14 protein-coding genes and 1 pseudogene are annotated in these 15917 nt (G+C 63.7%); 11 read left to right on the top strand and 4 right to left on the bottom strand.

Translation table 11 applies throughout. The annotated features are described in order from the left end of the window. Positions 1 to 70: 70 nt before the first annotated feature. Positions 71 to 1446, top strand: a pseudogene (locus NKI22_RS24650) (aspartate aminotransferase family protein). Positions 1447 to 1451: 5 nt separating this feature from the next. Here the strand turns inward: NKI22_RS24650 and NKI22_RS24655 are convergent. The 4 genes from NKI22_RS24655 to NKI22_RS24670 form a co-directional block, all read right to left on the bottom strand. Continuing rightward, positions 1452 to 2552 carry an alcohol dehydrogenase family protein gene (locus NKI22_RS24655; protein WP_352815163.1) on the bottom strand — a complete coding sequence of 367 codons (1101 nt, stop codon included), beginning with the start codon at positions 2550 to 2552 and terminating at the stop codon, positions 1452 to 1454. A 32-nt stretch (positions 2553 to 2584) separates the two neighbouring features. After that, positions 2585 to 3964 (bottom strand): aspartate aminotransferase family protein, encoded by a 1380-nt coding sequence (locus NKI22_RS24660; RefSeq protein WP_352815165.1) that lies wholly within the window; start codon positions 3962 to 3964, stop codon positions 2585 to 2587. A 35-nt stretch (positions 3965 to 3999) separates the two neighbouring features. Then, on the bottom strand, positions 4000 to 5493 hold the full coding sequence (locus NKI22_RS24665) for an NAD-dependent succinate-semialdehyde dehydrogenase (RefSeq protein ID WP_352815167.1): 1494 nt from the start codon (positions 5491 to 5493) through the stop codon (positions 4000 to 4002). Between the two features lie 127 nt (positions 5494 to 5620). Then, entirely contained in the window at positions 5621 to 6112 is a 492-nt protein-coding gene (locus tag NKI22_RS24670) for an Lrp/AsnC family transcriptional regulator (RefSeq protein ID WP_352548887.1), read from the bottom strand. Between the two features lie 82 nt (positions 6113 to 6194). Here NKI22_RS24670 and ehuR point away from each other — a divergent pair, with 82 nt between their 5' ends. The 10 genes from ehuR (at position 6195) to doeB (ending at position 15915) form a co-directional block, all read left to right on the top strand. Further along, on the top strand, positions 6195 to 7580 hold the full coding sequence (ehuR, locus tag NKI22_RS24675) for a MocR-like ectoine utilization transcription factor EhuR (RefSeq protein ID WP_352788103.1): 1386 nt from the start codon (positions 6195 to 6197) through the stop codon (positions 7578 to 7580). A 122-nt stretch (positions 7581 to 7702) separates the two neighbouring features. After that, positions 7703 to 8488, top strand: coding sequence for an ectoine/hydroxyectoine ABC transporter ATP-binding protein EhuA (ehuA, locus tag NKI22_RS24680; protein WP_352524912.1), 786 nt, complete (start codon positions 7703 to 7705; stop codon positions 8486 to 8488). Between the two features lie 65 nt (positions 8489 to 8553). Then, positions 8554 to 9405, top strand: coding sequence for an ectoine/hydroxyectoine ABC transporter substrate-binding protein EhuB (gene ehuB / locus NKI22_RS24685; RefSeq protein ID WP_352484026.1), 852 nt, complete (start codon positions 8554 to 8556; stop codon positions 9403 to 9405). A gap of 188 nt (positions 9406 to 9593) precedes the next feature. Continuing rightward, positions 9594 to 10253 carry an ectoine/hydroxyectoine ABC transporter permease subunit EhuC gene (gene ehuC, locus NKI22_RS24690; protein ID WP_023720654.1) on the top strand — a complete coding sequence of 220 codons (660 nt, stop codon included), beginning with the start codon at positions 9594 to 9596 and terminating at the stop codon, positions 10251 to 10253. A 16-nt stretch (positions 10254 to 10269) separates the two neighbouring features. Then, the gene (gene ehuD / locus NKI22_RS24695; protein WP_023720653.1) at positions 10270 to 10929 is read left to right on the top strand and encodes an ectoine/hydroxyectoine ABC transporter permease subunit EhuD; all 660 of its coding nucleotides are present in this window, start codon (positions 10270 to 10272) and stop codon (positions 10927 to 10929) included. Further along, complete coding sequence (eutA, locus tag NKI22_RS24700; protein ID WP_352639437.1) at positions 10926 to 11699, top strand: ectoine utilization protein EutA; 774 nt, start codon at positions 10926 to 10928, stop codon at positions 11697 to 11699. Before ehuD ends, eutA begins: the two co-directional genes overlap by 4 nt. Before the next feature lie 10 nt (positions 11700 to 11709). Next, the gene (eutB, locus tag NKI22_RS24705) at positions 11710 to 12702 is read left to right on the top strand and encodes a hydroxyectoine utilization dehydratase EutB (RefSeq protein ID WP_352958980.1); all 993 of its coding nucleotides are present in this window, start codon (positions 11710 to 11712) and stop codon (positions 12700 to 12702) included. Further along, positions 12699 to 13691, top strand: coding sequence for a cyclodeaminase (locus NKI22_RS24710; RefSeq protein WP_031194480.1), 993 nt, complete (start codon positions 12699 to 12701; stop codon positions 13689 to 13691). The genes eutB and NKI22_RS24710 overlap by 4 nt, the downstream gene beginning before the upstream one ends. Before the next feature lie 38 nt (positions 13692 to 13729). Continuing rightward, positions 13730 to 14908 (top strand): ectoine hydrolase DoeA, encoded by a 1179-nt coding sequence (gene doeA, locus NKI22_RS24715; RefSeq protein WP_031194479.1) that lies wholly within the window; start codon positions 13730 to 13732, stop codon positions 14906 to 14908. Positions 14909 to 14913: 5 nt separating this feature from the next. Continuing rightward, positions 14914 to 15915, top strand: a complete 1002-nt coding sequence (doeB, locus tag NKI22_RS24720) for a N(2)-acetyl-L-2,4-diaminobutanoate deacetylase DoeB (RefSeq protein ID WP_352494460.1) — start codon at positions 14914 to 14916, stop codon at positions 15913 to 15915. Positions 15916 to 15917 lie beyond the last annotated feature (2 nt).

Below are 15917 nucleotides of genomic sequence, written 5' to 3' on the forward strand. Positions count from 1 at the left end.
CATAATGCACGGGGACCTGCCGAGCCGGACCGGCGGCGGAACTGTTTCTGCGTGCAGCACAGGAGCCGTCATGGACGCACGACCGAATTCGCCCGAAGCCCGCGACATAAGCTATCACATGCATGGCTACACCAACGCCCGCAAGCATCAGGAGGCAGGGCGCTCGTCATCGAGAAGGGCGACGGCATCTATGTCGAGGACCTCGCCGGCAACCGCTATATCGAGGCGATGGCCGGGCTTTGGAGCGTCGCGGTCGGTTTTTCGGAGAGGCGGCTGGTCGATGCGGCGGTACGGCAAATGTCGAAGCTGCCTTACTATCACGACTTCGGCTCCAAATCGCATTCGCCGCTGATCGATCTCGCCGAGAGACTGGTGCAGATGGCGCCGGTGCCGATGAGCAAGGCGTATTTCACCAATTCCGGCTCCGAGGCCAACGATACGGCCATGAAGATGATCTGGTACCGGTCGAATGCGCTCGGCCAGCCGGCGCGCAAGAAGATCATCAGCCGCAAGAAGGGCTATCACGGCGTCACCATTGCCTCGGCGAGCCTGACCGGACTGCCCAACAACCACATCTCGTTCGATCTGCCGATCGCCAATGTGCTGCATACCTCGACACCGCACCATTGGCGTGAGGCGATGCCGGGTGAGAGCGAAGAGCAGTTTTCGAGCCGGCTCGCCGACGAGCTGGAAAAGCTGATCCTGGCCGAAGGACCGGAAACCATCGCCGCCTTCTTCGGCGAACCGATCATGGGTGCTGGCGGCGTCATTGTTCCGCCTTCCGGCTACTGGGAAAAGATCCAGGCGGTGCTGTCGAGATACGACATCCTGCTGGTCGCCGACGAGGTGATCTGCGGCTTCGGCAGGACAGGTGAGATGTTCGGCTCGCAGACCTTCGGCATCAGGCCCGACATCATGGTGCTGTCGAAGCAGATCTCTTCGTCCTATCTGCCGATCTCGGCCTTGCTGATCAACGACAAGGTATTCCAGCCGATTGCCGACGAAAGCAATCGTATCGGCACCTTCGGCCATGGCTTCACCGGCGGCGGCCATCCTGTTGCGGCAGCGGTCGCGCTCGAGAACCTGAAGCTGATCGAGGAGCGCGACCTTGTCGGCAATGCGCGTGCGGTCGGCGCGCATATGCAGAAGCGGCTGCGCACGCTCGCTTCGCACCCGCTTGTCGGCGAGGTGCGCGGCATCGGCCTGATCGCGGCGGTCGAACTGGTCGGCGACAAGGCGAACAAGGCGCCGTGGGGGAAGACCGGTGAACTGGGCGGGCTCGTCAACGGCTTCATGCAGCAGAACGGCGTCATCTCGCGCAATATGGGCGATGCGCTGGCTTTCTGCCCGCCGCTGATCATCACCGAGCCGCAGGTCGACCAGGTGATCGACGCGTTTGAAGGATCGCTCGAGGCTGCCGTCAAGCAGGTCCGATCGCCAAGCTGATTGCGCTATTTAGCGATGCCGACCGCATCCGGCACGACGACCAGCTTGCCAACGAAATCCTTGGCGATGAAATCGGCTTGGGCGCGATGGAAATCGGACAGCTTGTAGACGCCGCCGACCAGCGGCCGGATCTTCTTCTCCTCGATGTAGCGCACGATGCGGCGGAAATCCGCCCGTGTGCCCTGGCTCGAGCCATGCAGTTGCAGCTGTTTCAGATACATGGTGCGCAGATCTAGCTGCACGACGGGGCCGGCAATTGCACCAGCCGTGGTGTAGCGGCCTTCCGGCCTCAAGATGCGCAGGAGGTCGTTGAAGATCGCGCCGCCGACCAGATCGGCGACGACGTCGATCGGCTGGCCCCCGGTCGCCGTGCTGACGGCGGCCGGCAGATCGGCAACGCCACGTGTGATCACCGCCTCGGCGCCGATGTCACGCACGGCCTGTTCCTTGCCCTTGCCGGCAATTGCATAGGGAATGGCGCCGCGCGCCCGCGCCAGCTGCACGATGCCGGAGCCGACGCCGCCCGAGGCGCCGGTGACCAGCACACGCTCGCCGGCTTTCAACGCGGCGCGTTCCAGCATCTGCTCGCCGGTGAGATAGGCGCAGCAGAAAGTGGCGAGCTCGACATCGCTAAGATCGGTGTCGACGACATGGGCGTTCTCGGCAGGCACTGTCTGGTATTCGGCATAGCCGCCGTCGCGGCCATGGCCCATATAGTCGATGTCGGCCAATGAATCGTCGTCGCGATTGTAGATAGAGAAATCGACCATCACCCGCTCGCCGATGCGGGCCGGCGACACGCCGTCGCCGACGGCAACGATGTTGCCGACCGTGTCGGTGCCCTGGATGCGCGGGAAGGTCAGCGTATTGCCCTGTCGACGCCAGGTCGACACAGCGGCGGCATCGTCCTCAGTGCCGTACGCGCCCTGTCGCACCCAGACATCGGTGTTGTTCATACCGCAAGCGGTGACCTTGACCAGCACCTCACCCGGGGCGGGCGAGGGTACTTTGACGTCGGTGCGGTAGACGAGCTTTTCCGGTCCGCCGTGCCCGATCAACTGCACGGCGGCCATGGTGGCGGGGATGGTCTTGGTCATGGCATTCATGTCGGTTCTTCAGATGTTGGCATGTCGGTTCTTCAGATGTTGGCAAACACGCTCTTCACCGCATCGGCCGTCTTGGAGACGACGATGTCTGCCTCTTCCCGCGTCAGGCAGAGCGGCGGCGCAAAACCGAGAATGTCGCCCTGCGGCATGGCGCGGCCGATGACGCCGCTTGCCGCAAGCGCGGTCGCGATCTGCGGACCGATCTTCTGCGAGGCATCGAAGAACACGCGATCGTTCTTGTCGGCGACGAACTCGATTGCCGCCAGCATGCCGTCGCCGCGCACCTCGCCGACGTTTTTGTGGTCACCGACGGCTTTCGTCAGCTCGGCGCGGAAATAGGCGCCGGTCTCGCCGGCGTTCCGTACCAGGTCCATCTCGTCGATCAGTTCCAGGTTGGCGACGCCGGCGGCGACGCAGATCGGATGCGCCGAATAGGTCCAGCCATGGCCGAGCGAGCCGAGCTTGTCGGAACCCTGCACCAGCACCTGCCAGACCTTGTCGGAGACGATGACTCCGGAGAGCGGCGCATAGGCCGAGGTCAGGCCTTTGGCGATGGTAATCAGGTCGGGCTTGATGCCGTAATGGTCGGAGCCGAACATGGTGCCCAGCCGGCCGAAGCCGGTGACGACCTCGTCGGCAACCAGCAGCACGTCGTACTTCTTCAGCACCGCCTGGATCTTCTCCCAGTAGCCGGCCGGCGGCGGCACGATGCCGCCGGTTCCGAGGATCGGCTCGCCGATGAAGGCGGCGACCGTTTCCGGCCCTTCGGCCAGGATCATCTCCTCGAGCTTGTCGGCGCAGTATTGCGAAAACTGCTCCTCGCTCAGCGAGCGGTCGGCGCGGCGGAAATAGTAGGGCGCCTCGGTGTGCAGGACCGGCGCACGCGGCAGGTCGAAGGCGTTGTGGAAAAGGTCGAGGCCGGTCAGCGATCCGGTCATGATGCCGGAGCCGTGATAACCGCGCCAGCGCGAGATGATCTTCTTCTTCTCGGGCCGGCCGAGCACGTTGTTGTAGTACCAGATCAGCTTGATGTTGGTTTCGTTGGCGTCGGAACCGGAGAGGCCGAAATAGACCCTCGACATGCCTTGCGGCGCGCGGTCGATGATCATCTTGGAAAGCGTGATCGATGCCTCGGTGCCGTGGCCGACATAGGCATGGTAATAGGCGAGGTTCTTGGCCTGTGCGGCGATGGCGTCGGCGATCTTCTGGCGGCCATAGCCGACATTGACGCAGTAGAGCCCGGCGAAGGCGTCGATGCTCTTCTTACCGGTATTGTCCCAGATGGTGACGCCTTCGCCACCGGCAATCACACGCGTCGGGCTCTCGCCACGCGCATGGGTGCCCATATGGGTCGAGGGATGGAAGAAGTGATCGCGATCCCAGGCGGCGAGTTCGTTTGACTGGTCGAGCATTTTTTTACTCCTGAGAAAAATGTGTCGGGCGCGGCTCACGCAACGTCGAGGCAGAGATATTTGAGATCGGTAAAGGCTTCGAGCCCGTGACGCGAGCCCTCGCGGCCGATGCCGGACTGCTTGACGCCGCCGAAGGGGATCGGCGCGCCGGTGATCTTGACGCGGTTGATGGCGACCATGCCATAGTCGAGCGCGCGACCCATGCGCAATTGCCTGCCGCCATTCTCAGTCACGACATAGGCAACCAGGCCGTATTCGGTGGCGTTGGCGCGGGCGATGACCTCGTCCTCGCTGTCGAAAGGCGTCACTGCCGCAACCGGACCGAAGGTCTCCTCGCGCATGATCAAAGCGTCGTCTCCAACGTCGGCAAGCACGGTCGGCTGGTAAAACAGCGGCCCGGCCGGATGGCGCTTGCCGCCGGTCAGGCAGCGCGCGCCTTTGGCGAGCGCATCGGCCACCTGCTCCTCGACCTTCTTGGCGGCGCGTTCATGCATCAAGGGTCCGATTTCGGTGTCGTCAGCCAGGCCATTGCCGGCCCGCAATGCCTGGACGCGTTTGGCGAAAGCAGCGCAGAACCGATCGTATAGCGGACGCTGGACATAGATGCGGTTGGCGGCGAGGCAGTCCTGGCCGGAGGTGGCGAATTTGGCGTCGACCGCGATGGCCACAGCCTTGTCGAGATCGGCGTCGGCGAAGACGATCAGCGGCGCATGACCGCCGAGTTCCATCACCAGACGCTTCATCGTCGGCGCACTCTGCGCGGCGATCAACCTGCCGACCTCGGTCGAGCCGGTGAAGCTCATGGCGCGAACGCGCGGATCTTCGCACATCCGCCCAACGATGGTCGAAGCCTTGCCGGTGAGAAAGTTGAACACGCCTGCCGGCAGGCCGGCACGTTCGCCAAGCTCGGCCAGCGCCAGTGCAGACAGCGGCGTTTCCGAGGAAGGATGCGCGACGATGGTACAGCCGGCGGCAAGGGCGGCAGCCGCCTTGCGGGTCAGCATGGCCGCTGGAAAATTCCACGGCGTGACCACGCCGACGACGCCGAGCGGCTCGCGCCGCACCATCATCTCGGCGTTTGGCAAATGGCTGGTGACGCTTTCGGCGTTGAGGCGTTTGGCCTCCTCGGCATACCATTCGACAAAAGAGGCGGCGTAGTCTATCTCGCCGAGCGATTCCTTCAGCGGCTTGCCTTGTTCTAGCGTCATCAGCAGCGCCAGATCATTTTTGGCAGCGATGATCAGATCGAACCACTTTCGCAGTATTTTGGACCGTTCCTGCGGCAGCAATGTGCGCCAGGCAGGAAAGGCGCGCGATGCCGCATCGATCGCCAATGTGGTCTGCCGGGCATCGAGCGCGGCAACGAAAGCGACGGTGGATCCGGTGGCCGGATCGGTCACCTCGAAACTCTCCGCGGTCTCGCTTGCCGTCCAGTGGCCATCGACATAGGCGAGTTCACGCAGCAGCCGTCGGTCGGCGAGGCGATCAAGCGCTTCATGGCGCTGCGAGCGGGCAAAATGTGCGGACATCATCGGGCTCCCGGTTCGGGTGATGCCGCAAGACTATCTCTGCCGCGCAAACAGAGAGGCTGTTTCGGTGCCTGCAGGTAGAGAGATTGTCTCTATTGCATCGCCCGGGCAGACGATCTCTCCTGTATCAGGAAGATGCGGGCAGCAGATCGGCCACTGGCAGCACACTCTCCTCCTTCACCGTCTTGGTGACGATGTAGGTGAAATAGCGGTCTATGCCGATCTCGCGTTCGAGCAGAGTGTCAACCAGCCGCTGATAGGCGTCGATGTCGCGCGCCATCACCTTCAGCAGGTAATCGACGCCGCCACCGACAGACCAGCAGGCGACGATCTCGGGGATGTCGCGGATGACGCGCTCGAAACGGTCGAAATCGGCCTGGCGGTGGCTGGCCAGCGTCACCTCCATCAGCACGGTGGCGACCGGCGCGATGGCACGCATGGCGATCCTGGCGTGATAGCCGGAGACGATGCCGGCCTTTTCCAGCTTGCGCAGCCGCATCCAGCACGGCGTCGGCGACAGGCCGACCTTCTCGGCCAGCGCCAGCTTGGTGATGCGGCCGTCGCGCTGGATGGCCTCGAGGATTTTCAGGTCGATCGGATCGAGTTTCGCTGCAGCCATGATCGTCCACTTCCAGTGCCGGACACCATGACGGCGCATTATTTCGATTGTCAATTGCACTGATTTCGATCTCTAATAAGTCATGACATATTGGCGTCCAGATCCCGCTCTTATCCGGCGGCCGGCCTATCAATCGCTCGCCGACCAGTTCGCGCGCGCCATCCACGACGGGCGCCTGGCCAATGGCGCCCGGTTGCCGACGCACCGGCAGCTGGCCGACGATCTCAAACTTTCCGTGCAGACGGTCAGCCGCGCCTATGAGGAACTGATCCGCCGCGGGCTGGTGTCCGGCGAGGTCGGCCGCGGCAGCTTCGTGCAGACGCAGCGCCGCGAGCCGGAGCCGCCCTATTTGCCGGAGCGGCTGGGTGAGGTCATCGACCTCTCTATCCTGAAGCCGGTCTGCGAACCGATGCATCTGGAGCGGCTGAAGCAGGCGCTGGGCTGGCTCGCCGAAAACCTGCCGTCGAGCTCGGCGCTGTCGTTCAGGCCGAACATGGTGTTCCCGCGCCACCGCGCGGTGGGTGTCGAGTGGCTACGCTTCTGCGGCCTCGACGCGTCGCCGCAGAACATCAGCCTGACCAACGGCGCCACCGCAGGGATGACAGTGGCGCTGATGAGCGTGGCGCCGCCCGGTTCGACCGTCGCCACCGAGGCGATCGGCCATCACACACTGATCCCGCTGGCGCGTTATCTCGGTTTCAACCTCGAGGGTTTGCCGATCGACGACAATGGGCTGATCCCGGAAGCGCTGGACGAGGCCTGCCGGCTGTCGGACATCCGCGCGGTGTTCGTGCAGCCCTCGGTGATCAACCCTACGGCGACGCTGATGGACGCCGCCCGGCGCGAACAGATTGCCGCCGTTGCGCGCAGGCATGACATCGCCATTATCGAAAACGACGTCCTCGGCCCGCTGGTCGAGGACCGGCCGCCGCCGGTCGCGGCGTTTGCACCCGAGCGCACGCTCTACGTCACCTCCTTCACCAAGATCGTGGTGCCGGGCCTGCGCATCGGCTATCTCGCGGCACCCGATCGTTATGTCGCCGCGGTTGCCAACCGCCACCTCGTCTCGAACTGGATGGCGACGCCGCTGGTGGCCGAGATCGCCACCAAATGGGTGACCGACGGCACCGCGATGGAACTCGTTCGATGGCAGCGGATGGCTTTGCGGCGGCGTCTGGACATCGCCGCCGAGGCGCTCGCCGGAGTGGACTATCGGGCTCATCGCGACGGGCTGCATGTCTGGCTGCAACTGCCCGATGATCGCGGCGAGGAAGGCTTTGTTTCCCAGGCCCGCCTGCAGGGCGTGGCGATCGCGCCCGGCACGTCGTTTCGCATTTCGCAGATGCCTTGGCATCCAGCCGTGCGGATTTCGCTGGGCTCGACCACGGAGGGGGAACTGCGTGCCGGTCTCGGCGTTGTCACCAAGCTTCTGCTCGGCGATCCCGAGCATCTCCTGCTTGCGATCTAGGCAACAATTGGCGGGGAATTGTGCGGAGTCCGAAATATCGTCATGATATTATTTTCTTGATTGACATGATTTGCCGCGATCCGCATCGTTAAAGGCACAGCTTCTCCATCACGGGAAATTCATTGTCGGCGCCCATCATCAAGATCGACGGCATTTCGAAAAGCTTCGGCACCTTCAAGGTGCTGGATGGCCTCTCGATGCAGGTCATGCCCGGCGAGAAGCTGGCGCTGATCGGCCCGTCGGGTTCGGGAAAAACGACGATCCTGCGCATACTGATGACGCTAGAGCGTATCGACAGCGGCCATATTCAGGTCGACGGCGAGCAGCTGTACCACATGGAGCGTAACGGCCGGCTGCTGACGGCGGATGAACGGCATTTGGCAAAGATGCGCCAGAAGATCGGCATGGTCTTCCAACTGTTCAATCTGTTTCCGCACAAATGCGTCATCGACAATGTGACGCTGGCACCGATGCTGACCAAAGGCATGCCGCGGGCCGCCGCCGAAAAGCGGGCGATGGAGCTGCTCGACATGGTCGGCATGGTCGACAAGGCCAAAGCGATGCCGGCGCAGCTTTCCGGCGGACAGAAGCAGCGCGTCGCGATTGCCCGGGCGCTGGCGCTGTCGCCGAAGATCATGCTGTTCGACGAGGTCACCTCGGCGCTCGACCCGGAACTCGTCGACGAGGTGCTCAACGTCATGCGCAAGCTCGCCGCCGAGACCGACATGACCATGCTGCTGGTCACCCACGAGATGGGTTTCGCCCATGACTTCGCCGACCGGGTGCTGTTCTTCGATCGCGGCAGAATAGTCGAGGAAGGCAAGCCCGACGAGATTTTCCGCCATCCCAAACAGGAGCGTACGCAAGGTTTCCTGAAGAAGATCATTGCGGCCGGACATCGGGTCTGACTGCCATGCGAGGCGGCGACGCCTCAAGCAAGCCAAGAAGACAGACAAACAAGGAGTTGGGAACAATGAAGAAATTTGCCATTTTGGCCGGCGTCGCCGGTATTGCGCTGACGGCGGTGCTGGCCGCCTCGACGACCGGCTCGGCCGATGACAGCAAGCTCGAAGAGCTCAAGGCGCAAGGCTTTGCCCGCGTCGCCATCGCCAACGAGCCGCCCTATACGGCGGTCGCCGCCGACGGCAAGGTCTCGGGTGCGGCGCCTGACGTTGCCCGTGAAATCTTCAAACGCCTTGGCGTCAACGACATCGTCGCCTCTATCTCGGAATATGGTGCCATGATCCCCGGCTTGCAGGCCGGCCGTTTCGACGTCGTCACCGCCGGCCTGTTCATGAAGCCGGAACGTTGTGCTGCGGTCGCCTATTCGGAACCGGTGCTGTGCGACGCCGAGGCGATGCTGGTGAAGAAGGGCAACCCGAAGGGCTTCAAGAGCTACGAGGACGTCGCCAAGGACACCAGCGCGACGATCGGCGCACCCGGTGGCGGCACAGAGGAAAAGCTGGCGCTCACCGCAGGTGTGCCGCGCGAGCGCGTCATCGTCGTGCCGGACGGCCAGAGCGGCCTGAAGATGCTGCAGGACGGCCGCATCGATGCCTATTCACTGCCAGTGCTGTCGATCAACGACCTGGTCAAGAAAGCCAATGATCCGAACCTCGAAGTCATCGCGCCGGTGGTCGGTGCGCCGGTCTATTGCGATGGCGCGGCCTTCAAAAAGGGCGACGAAGCGCTACGTGATGCCTATGATGTCGAGCTGGCGAAACTGAAGAAGTCCGGCGAGTTCGCCAAGATCATCGAACCCTACGGCTTCTCGGCGGCGGCGGCGATGTCGACGAGCCGCGACAAGCTCTGCTCGGCGAAGTAGGCGCGTTCTTCCTTCTCCCCGTTGACGGGGAGAAGGTGGCCCGAAGGGCCGGATGAGGGGCGACGCCCAGCTTTTGACAGATTGGCTCTGCCCCTCATCTGCCTGCCGGCATCTTCTCCCCGTGAACGGGGAGAAGGACGCTGAAGTGATCGCCTCGCCAAATATTCAATGCGGAGCCCTTTCGACCAATGACCCAATGGTCCGGCTATTTCGGCCTGATTTTGCAAGGAGCGCTTGTCACCATCGAGCTGACGCTGATGGGGTCGGTGCTGGCCTTGATCATGGCCTTTCTTGCCGGGCTGGGGCGGCTGTCGCGGTTTTTTGTGCTACGCGCGCTGGCCACCGCCTATATCGAGTTCTTCCGCGGCACCTCGATCTTCGTGCAGCTGTTCTGGGCCTATTTCGTGCTGCCTTTCGCCGGCATCTCGCTGACGCCGCTGCAGGCCGGCGTGCTGGCGCTGGGCCTGAATGTAGGGGCCTATGCGGCGGAAGTGGTGCGCGGCGCCATCAAGTCGATCGGCCGCGAACAATACGAGGCCTGCACCGCGCTCAATCTCGGCCGCTGGCAAGCCATGCGCCATATCATCCTGCCACAGGCACTGCTGGTGATGCTGCCGACCTTCGGCAACAACGCCATTGAATTGCTCAAGGCCACCGCCGTCGTCTCGCTGATCTCGCTTGCCGACCTGACCTTCCAGGCGCAGGTGGTGCGCTCGCAGACCGGCAACACGCTGGTGCCGTTCAGCACCATTCTCGTCATCTATTTCGTGCTGGCGCTACTCATCTCATGGGGCGTGCGGTCGCTGGAACGCCGCATGGCGCGCGGCCTCGACGGGGTGCGCGTCTGATGGATCGGGCTCTGTAATGGAATGGGATTGGGATTTTGTCCGGCAGATCCTGCCGACGCTGATCCAGGGGGTGAAGATCACCATCCTGGCGACGCTGCTCGGCTCGGTGCTGGCGGCCATCGTTGGGCTGGGCATCGCGTTGGCGCGCCGTTCGCCGAACAGGGCTCTGTCGCGCACGATCGGCTTCCTTGCCGAGTTCATCCGCGGCACGCCGCTATTGGTGCAGCTCTATTTCATCTTCTACGTGCTGCCGGATTTCGGCGTCCTGTTGCCGCCGCTGGTGGCGGGCGTCATCGGTCTCGGGCTGCATTACGGCACCTACACAGCCGAGGTCTACCGCGCCGGCATCGATAATGTGCCGCGCGGCCAATGGGAAGCGGCCAAGGCCTGCAATCTGAACGCCACGCAGACCTGGACGCACATCATCATGCCGCAGGCGATCCCGCCGATGATCCCGGCGCTTGCCAATTATTTCATCGCCATGTTCAAAGAGACGCCGCTGCTGTCGGCGATCACCGTGCTGGAACTGATGAACCAGGCCAAGAGCGTCGCCAATACCTATTATCGGTATATCGAACCGATCACCTTGGTCGGCGCCTTCTTCCTCGCCATCAGCCTGTTCTCGGTGGTGCTGCTGCGCTGGCTGGAACACCGTTATGGGCGGATCGAACGATGAGCGCTGCACCCGATATCCGCCTGCGCTCGGCCCGTCCAGCGCTCGATGCACGTCCGCTGGAAAAGCGGGTCGGCCTGATTATCCTTGCCACCGACCATACGAGCGAACCGGATTTTCACCGCATGGTGGCAAGCGATCGTATCGGCGTCTATGTCGCGCGTATTCCCTACGCCAACCCGACGACGCCGGAGAATTTGCGCAAGATGCAGCCGTCACTGACGGCGGGCGCGGCCCTGATCCTTCCTGACGAACCGCTCGATGCGATCTGCTATTCCTGCACCTCGGCCTCCGTCGTGATCGGCGATGCCGAAATCGAGGCGGCGCTGAAGGCCGCGAAACCCGGCGCGCCGGTGGTGACGCCGCCGATGGCCGGAGTGCGCGGCCTGAAGGCGCTGGGCGCCAGGACAATCAGCATCCTCACCCCCTATACGGTCGAGACGAGCCGGCCAATGGCGGCCTATTTCGCGGCACACGGTTTCGAGATCGCCAGCTTCACTTGCCTCGGCTTCGAGGATGACCGCGAGATGGCGCGGATTGCGCCGAAATCCTTGGTCGATCTGGCCCGCGAGGCGACGGCCCCGCAGGCCGACGCGCTGTTCGTGTCCTGCACGGCGCTGCGGTCGGCGCTGGCAGTTGTCGGTATGGAAGAAGCCATCGGCCGTCCCGTCGTCACCAGCAACCAGGCGACAGCCTGGAATTGCCTGCGGCTTTGCGGCGACGACGAGCCACGCCCCGAATTCGGCCGCCTGATGACGCTGCCGTTGAACTGATTGCAGAGCCATGACCACGTCCAGGATAAGCCTCTCCGACATCCGCGCCGCACGCGAGCGCATCGCAGGCAAGGTCGAGCGCACGCCGACCGTCACTTCCCCGAGTCTTTCCCAACACTTGCACGCTCCTGTTTATCTCAAGCTCGAACATCGGCAGACCACCGGCGCCTTCAAGTTGCGCGGTGCCTCGAACGCTATCGCCTCGTTGACAGACGAGGAGAGCGCGCGCGGCGTCGTCGCGGCCTCGACCGGCAACCATGGCCGGGCGCTTGCCTATGCCGCTCGACTGCAAGGCATCCACGCGACGATCTGCATGTCGCGGCTGGTGCCTGAGAACAAGCTCGAGGAAATCCGTCGGCTCGGCGCCGAGATCCGCATCGTCGGCAACAGCCAGGACGATGCGCAGCGGGAGGTCGAACGGATGGTCGCGGAAGAGGGGCTGATCATGCTGCCGCCTTTCGATCATCCTGCGGTCGTTGCCGGGCAAGGAACACTTGGGCTGGAGATCATGGAACAAGTTGCGGACGCCGCGCTGGTGTTGGTGCCGCTTTCCGGCGGTGGGCTGGCGGCTGGCGTTGCCGCTGCCGTCAAGGGCGTCAGCCCAGCAACGAGGGTCATCGGCGTTTCGATGGCGCGCGGTGCGGCGATGAAGGCAAGCCTCGACGCCGGGCATCCGGTGTCGGTCGAGGAACTGCCGACGCTGGCCGACTCGCTCGGCGGCGGCATTGGGCTCGACAACCGGCTGACCTTCGCCATGTGCCGTGATCTGCTCGATGATGTGATCCTGCTCAGCGAGGACGAGATCGCCGCCGGCATCCGCCATGCTTATGAGCAGGAGCGCGAGATCGTCGAAGGCGCCGGCGCGGTCGGCATTGCGGCTGTGCTTGCCGGCAAGGTCGGGGCGAACGGCCCTACAGTGCTCGTGCTGTCCGGCCGCAACATCGACATGACACTGCACCGCAAGATCATTTGCGGCGAAGCAATTGCGGAGAGCGCAGCATGAGCCGGATGACGATCCTCACCGAAGCTGAATTGCGCAAGATCGTGAAGCTCGATCTCGATGCCGTCGCCTGTGTCGAGAACGCGTTTCGCGCGCTCGCCACCTTGCCGGTGGCGATGCCGCCGATCCTGCGGCTCGACATTCCCGAGCATCGCGGCGAGGTCGATGTCAAGACCGCCTATGTGCCGGGCATCGACGGTTTTGCGATCAAGATCAGCCCCGGCTTTTTCGATAATCCGAAGCTCGGCCTGCCTAGCGTCAACGGCATGATGGTGCTGCTGTCGGCGAAGACCGGGCTGGTCGAGGCGCTGCTGCTCGACAATGGCTATCTCACCGACATCCGCACGGCGGCGGCCGGCGCGGTCGCCGCCAAACATCTGTCGCGTCCGGACTCCTCCGTTGCCGCAATCTTCGGCGCCGGTGTTCAGGCCGGACTGCAGCTCGAGGCGCTGATGCTGGTGCGGTCGATCACCGAGGCTCGGATCTGGGCAAGGGATGCCGCCAAGGCCGAAGCCGCGGCGGACGCATTGTCCGAAAGACTGGGCATCGCCGTTCACGCCGAGCCGGACGCGGCAAAGGCTGCGGCCGATGCCGACATCATCGTCACCACGACGCCGTCGACCGAGCCGCTGATCAAGGCCGGCTTCGTCTCCGCCGGCCAGCACATCACCGCGATGGGCTCGGACGCGGAGCACAAGAACGAGATCGCGCCGGCGATCCTGCGCATGGCCGACCTCTACATCGCCGACAGTGCGAAACAGACGCGGCGCCTGGGCGAACTGCACCATGCCATCGTGGCGGGCGTGATGGCGGCCGATGCCGAGATCACCGAGCTTGGCCACATCATCGCCGGCGAAAGGCATGGCCGGCGTTCGGACAGCGACATCACCATTGCCGATCTGACCGGCACCGGCGTGCAGGACACGGCGATCGCCACGCTCGCCCGCGACCGTGCGCGTGCAGCCAAGACCGGTACGATTTTCGAAAGCTGATACCGGCCGCAAGGCCCAACAAACGAGGACCAAGAACAATGCAGCCTAATTTGAAATTCTCGCGCGGCGAATATGCGGAGCGCCTCGCCAAGACGCGGAAGGCGATGGAGGCCAAGGGCGTCGATCTGCTTGTTGTCAGCGATCCGTCCAACATGGCCTGGCTGACCGGCTATGACGGCTGGTCGTTCTACGTACACCAGGCGGTCGTCGTGCCACCGTCGGGCGAGCCGGTGTGGTACGGGCGCGGCCAGGACGCCAACGGCGCCAAGCGCACCGCCTATCTCGCGCACGACAACATCGTCGGCTATGCCGACAACTATGTGCAGTCGACCGAGCGCCATCCGATGGATTTTCTGTCCAGCGTGCTCGCCGATCGTGGCTGGGGCAAGCTCAGCATCGGTGTCGAGATGGACAATTACTGGTTCTCTGCCGCTGCCTTCGCATCGCTGCAGAAGCACTTGCCCAATGCCCGCTTCGTCGATGCCACGGCACTGGTCAACTGGCAGCGCGCGGTGAAGAGCCCGACCGAAATCGACTACATGCGCAAAGCCGCCCGCATCGTCGAAGCGATGCACCAGCGCATCGTCGACAAGATCGAAGTCGGCATGCGCAAATGCGACCTGGTCGCCGAGATCTATGATGCCGGCACGCGCGGCGTCGACGGCATTGGCGGCGACTATCCGGCGATCGTGCCGCTGCTGCCGTCAGGCGCCGACGCATCGGCACCGCATCTAACTTGGGACGACAGGCCGATGAAATCGGGCGAGGGCACTTTCTTCGAGATCGCCGGCTGCTACAACCGCTACCATTGTCCGCTGTCGCGCACCGTTTTCCTCGGCAAACCGACGCAGGAATTCCTCGATGCCGAAAAGGCGACGCTGGAAGGCATGGAGGCCGGGCTTGCCGCCGCCAAGCCCGGCAACACCTGCGAGGACATCGCCAACGCCTTCTTCGCGGTTCTGAAGAAATACGGCATCGTTAAGGACAACCGCACCGGCTATCCGATCGGGCTTTCCTATCCGCCGGACTGGGGCGAACGCACGATGAGCCTGCGCCCAGGCGACCGCACCGAGCTCAAGCCCGGCATGACCTTCCATTTCATGACCGGCCTGTGGCTGGAGACGATGGGCTTGGAAATCACCGAATCCATCCTGATTACCGAAACCGGGGTCGCGTGCCTGGCCAATGTGCCGCGCAAGCTGGTGGTGAAGAATTGAGCCCGATGTCCAGCCTTCGCCCATCACCGATCACGCCGAGCGTCGATTTCGAGCGCGACGGCGTGCAGCACGGTTTCTTGCGCCTGCCTTACAGCCGTGACGATTCCGCCTGGGGATCGGTGATGATCCCGATCTGCGTCATCCGCAACGGCAACGGGCCGAGTGCATTGCTCACCGGCGGTAATCATGGCGACGAATATGAGGGGCCGCTGGCGCTTTACGATCTCGCCCGCACGCTCGATCCGAGGCAGGTCAGCGGCACGGTCATCATCGTGCCGGCGATGAATTATCCGGCGTTCCGCGCCGGCACGCGCACCTCGCCGATCGACAAGGGCAATCTCAACCGCAGCTTTCCCGGCCGGCCCGACGGTACGGTGACCGAGAAGATCGCCGATTATTTCCAGCGCGAACTTCTGCCGCGCACCGACATCGCGCTCGATTTCCATTCCGGCGGCAAGACGCTCGACTTCGTGCCGTTCTGCGCCGCCCATATCCGGCCCGACAAGGTGCTGGAAGAGAAGGGGTTCGCTGCGGTTGAAGCTTTCTCGGCACCCTGGTCGATGAAGATGCTGGAGATCGACGCGGTCGGCATGTTCGACACTGCCGCCGAAGAGATGGGCAAGCTGTTCATCACCACCGAGCTCGGCGGCGGCGGAACTTCGCGCGCGGAAACGGTGCGGATCGCGCGTCGCGGCGTGCTCAATGTGCTGCGCCATGCCGGCATCGTCGCCGGCGCGGTCGAGATGCAGCCGACCCGCTGGCTCGACATGCCATCGGGAGATTGCTTCTCGTTCGCCGAGGACGACGGGATGATCGAAACCATGATCGATCTCGGCGAGCCGGTGGCAGAAAACCAGGTGCTGGCGCGCATCCATTCGATCGGCCGCACCGGCGGCGCTCCGCAGGAGATCCGGGCCAAGATGTCCGGTCTGTTGGCGGCGCGGCATTTCCCCGGATTGGTCAAGGCCGGCGACTGTGCTGCCGTGGTGGCCGTGCTGGTCGATTGAGG

Source organism: Mesorhizobium sp. M0778 (assembly GCF_040320105.1).
Classification (GTDB): domain Bacteria; phylum Pseudomonadota; class Alphaproteobacteria; order Rhizobiales; family Rhizobiaceae; genus Mesorhizobium.

Coding starts and splice junctions, on each gene's coding strand:
- NKI22_RS24660 (WP_352815165.1), bottom strand. CDS start 3,964: ATGCTCGACCAGTCAAACGAACTCGCCGCCTGGGATCGCGATCACTTC.
- NKI22_RS24670 (WP_352548887.1), bottom strand. CDS start 6,112: ATGGCTGCAGCGAAACTCGATCCGATCGACCTGAAAATCCTCGAGGCC.
- eutA (WP_352639437.1), top strand. CDS start 10,926: ATGAGCGCTGCACCCGATATCCGCCTGCGCTCGGCCCGTCCAGCGCTC.
- ehuB (WP_352484026.1), top strand. CDS start 8,554: ATGAAGAAATTTGCCATTTTGGCCGGCGTCGCCGGTATTGCGCTGACG.
- NKI22_RS24710 (WP_031194480.1), top strand. CDS start 12,699: ATGAGCCGGATGACGATCCTCACCGAAGCTGAATTGCGCAAGATCGTG.
- ehuR (WP_352788103.1), top strand. CDS start 6,195: ATGACATATTGGCGTCCAGATCCCGCTCTTATCCGGCGGCCGGCCTAT.
- doeB (WP_352494460.1), top strand. CDS start 14,914: ATGTCCAGCCTTCGCCCATCACCGATCACGCCGAGCGTCGATTTCGAG.
- NKI22_RS24655 (WP_352815163.1), bottom strand. CDS start 2,552: ATGAATGCCATGACCAAGACCATCCCCGCCACCATGGCCGCCGTGCAG.
- ehuD (WP_023720653.1), top strand. CDS start 10,270: ATGGAATGGGATTGGGATTTTGTCCGGCAGATCCTGCCGACGCTGATC.
- doeA (WP_031194479.1), top strand. CDS start 13,730: ATGCAGCCTAATTTGAAATTCTCGCGCGGCGAATATGCGGAGCGCCTC.
- NKI22_RS24665 (WP_352815167.1), bottom strand. CDS start 5,493: ATGTCCGCACATTTTGCCCGCTCGCAGCGCCATGAAGCGCTTGATCGC.
- eutB (WP_352958980.1), top strand. CDS start 11,710: ATGACCACGTCCAGGATAAGCCTCTCCGACATCCGCGCCGCACGCGAG.
- ehuC (WP_023720654.1), top strand. CDS start 9,594: ATGACCCAATGGTCCGGCTATTTCGGCCTGATTTTGCAAGGAGCGCTT.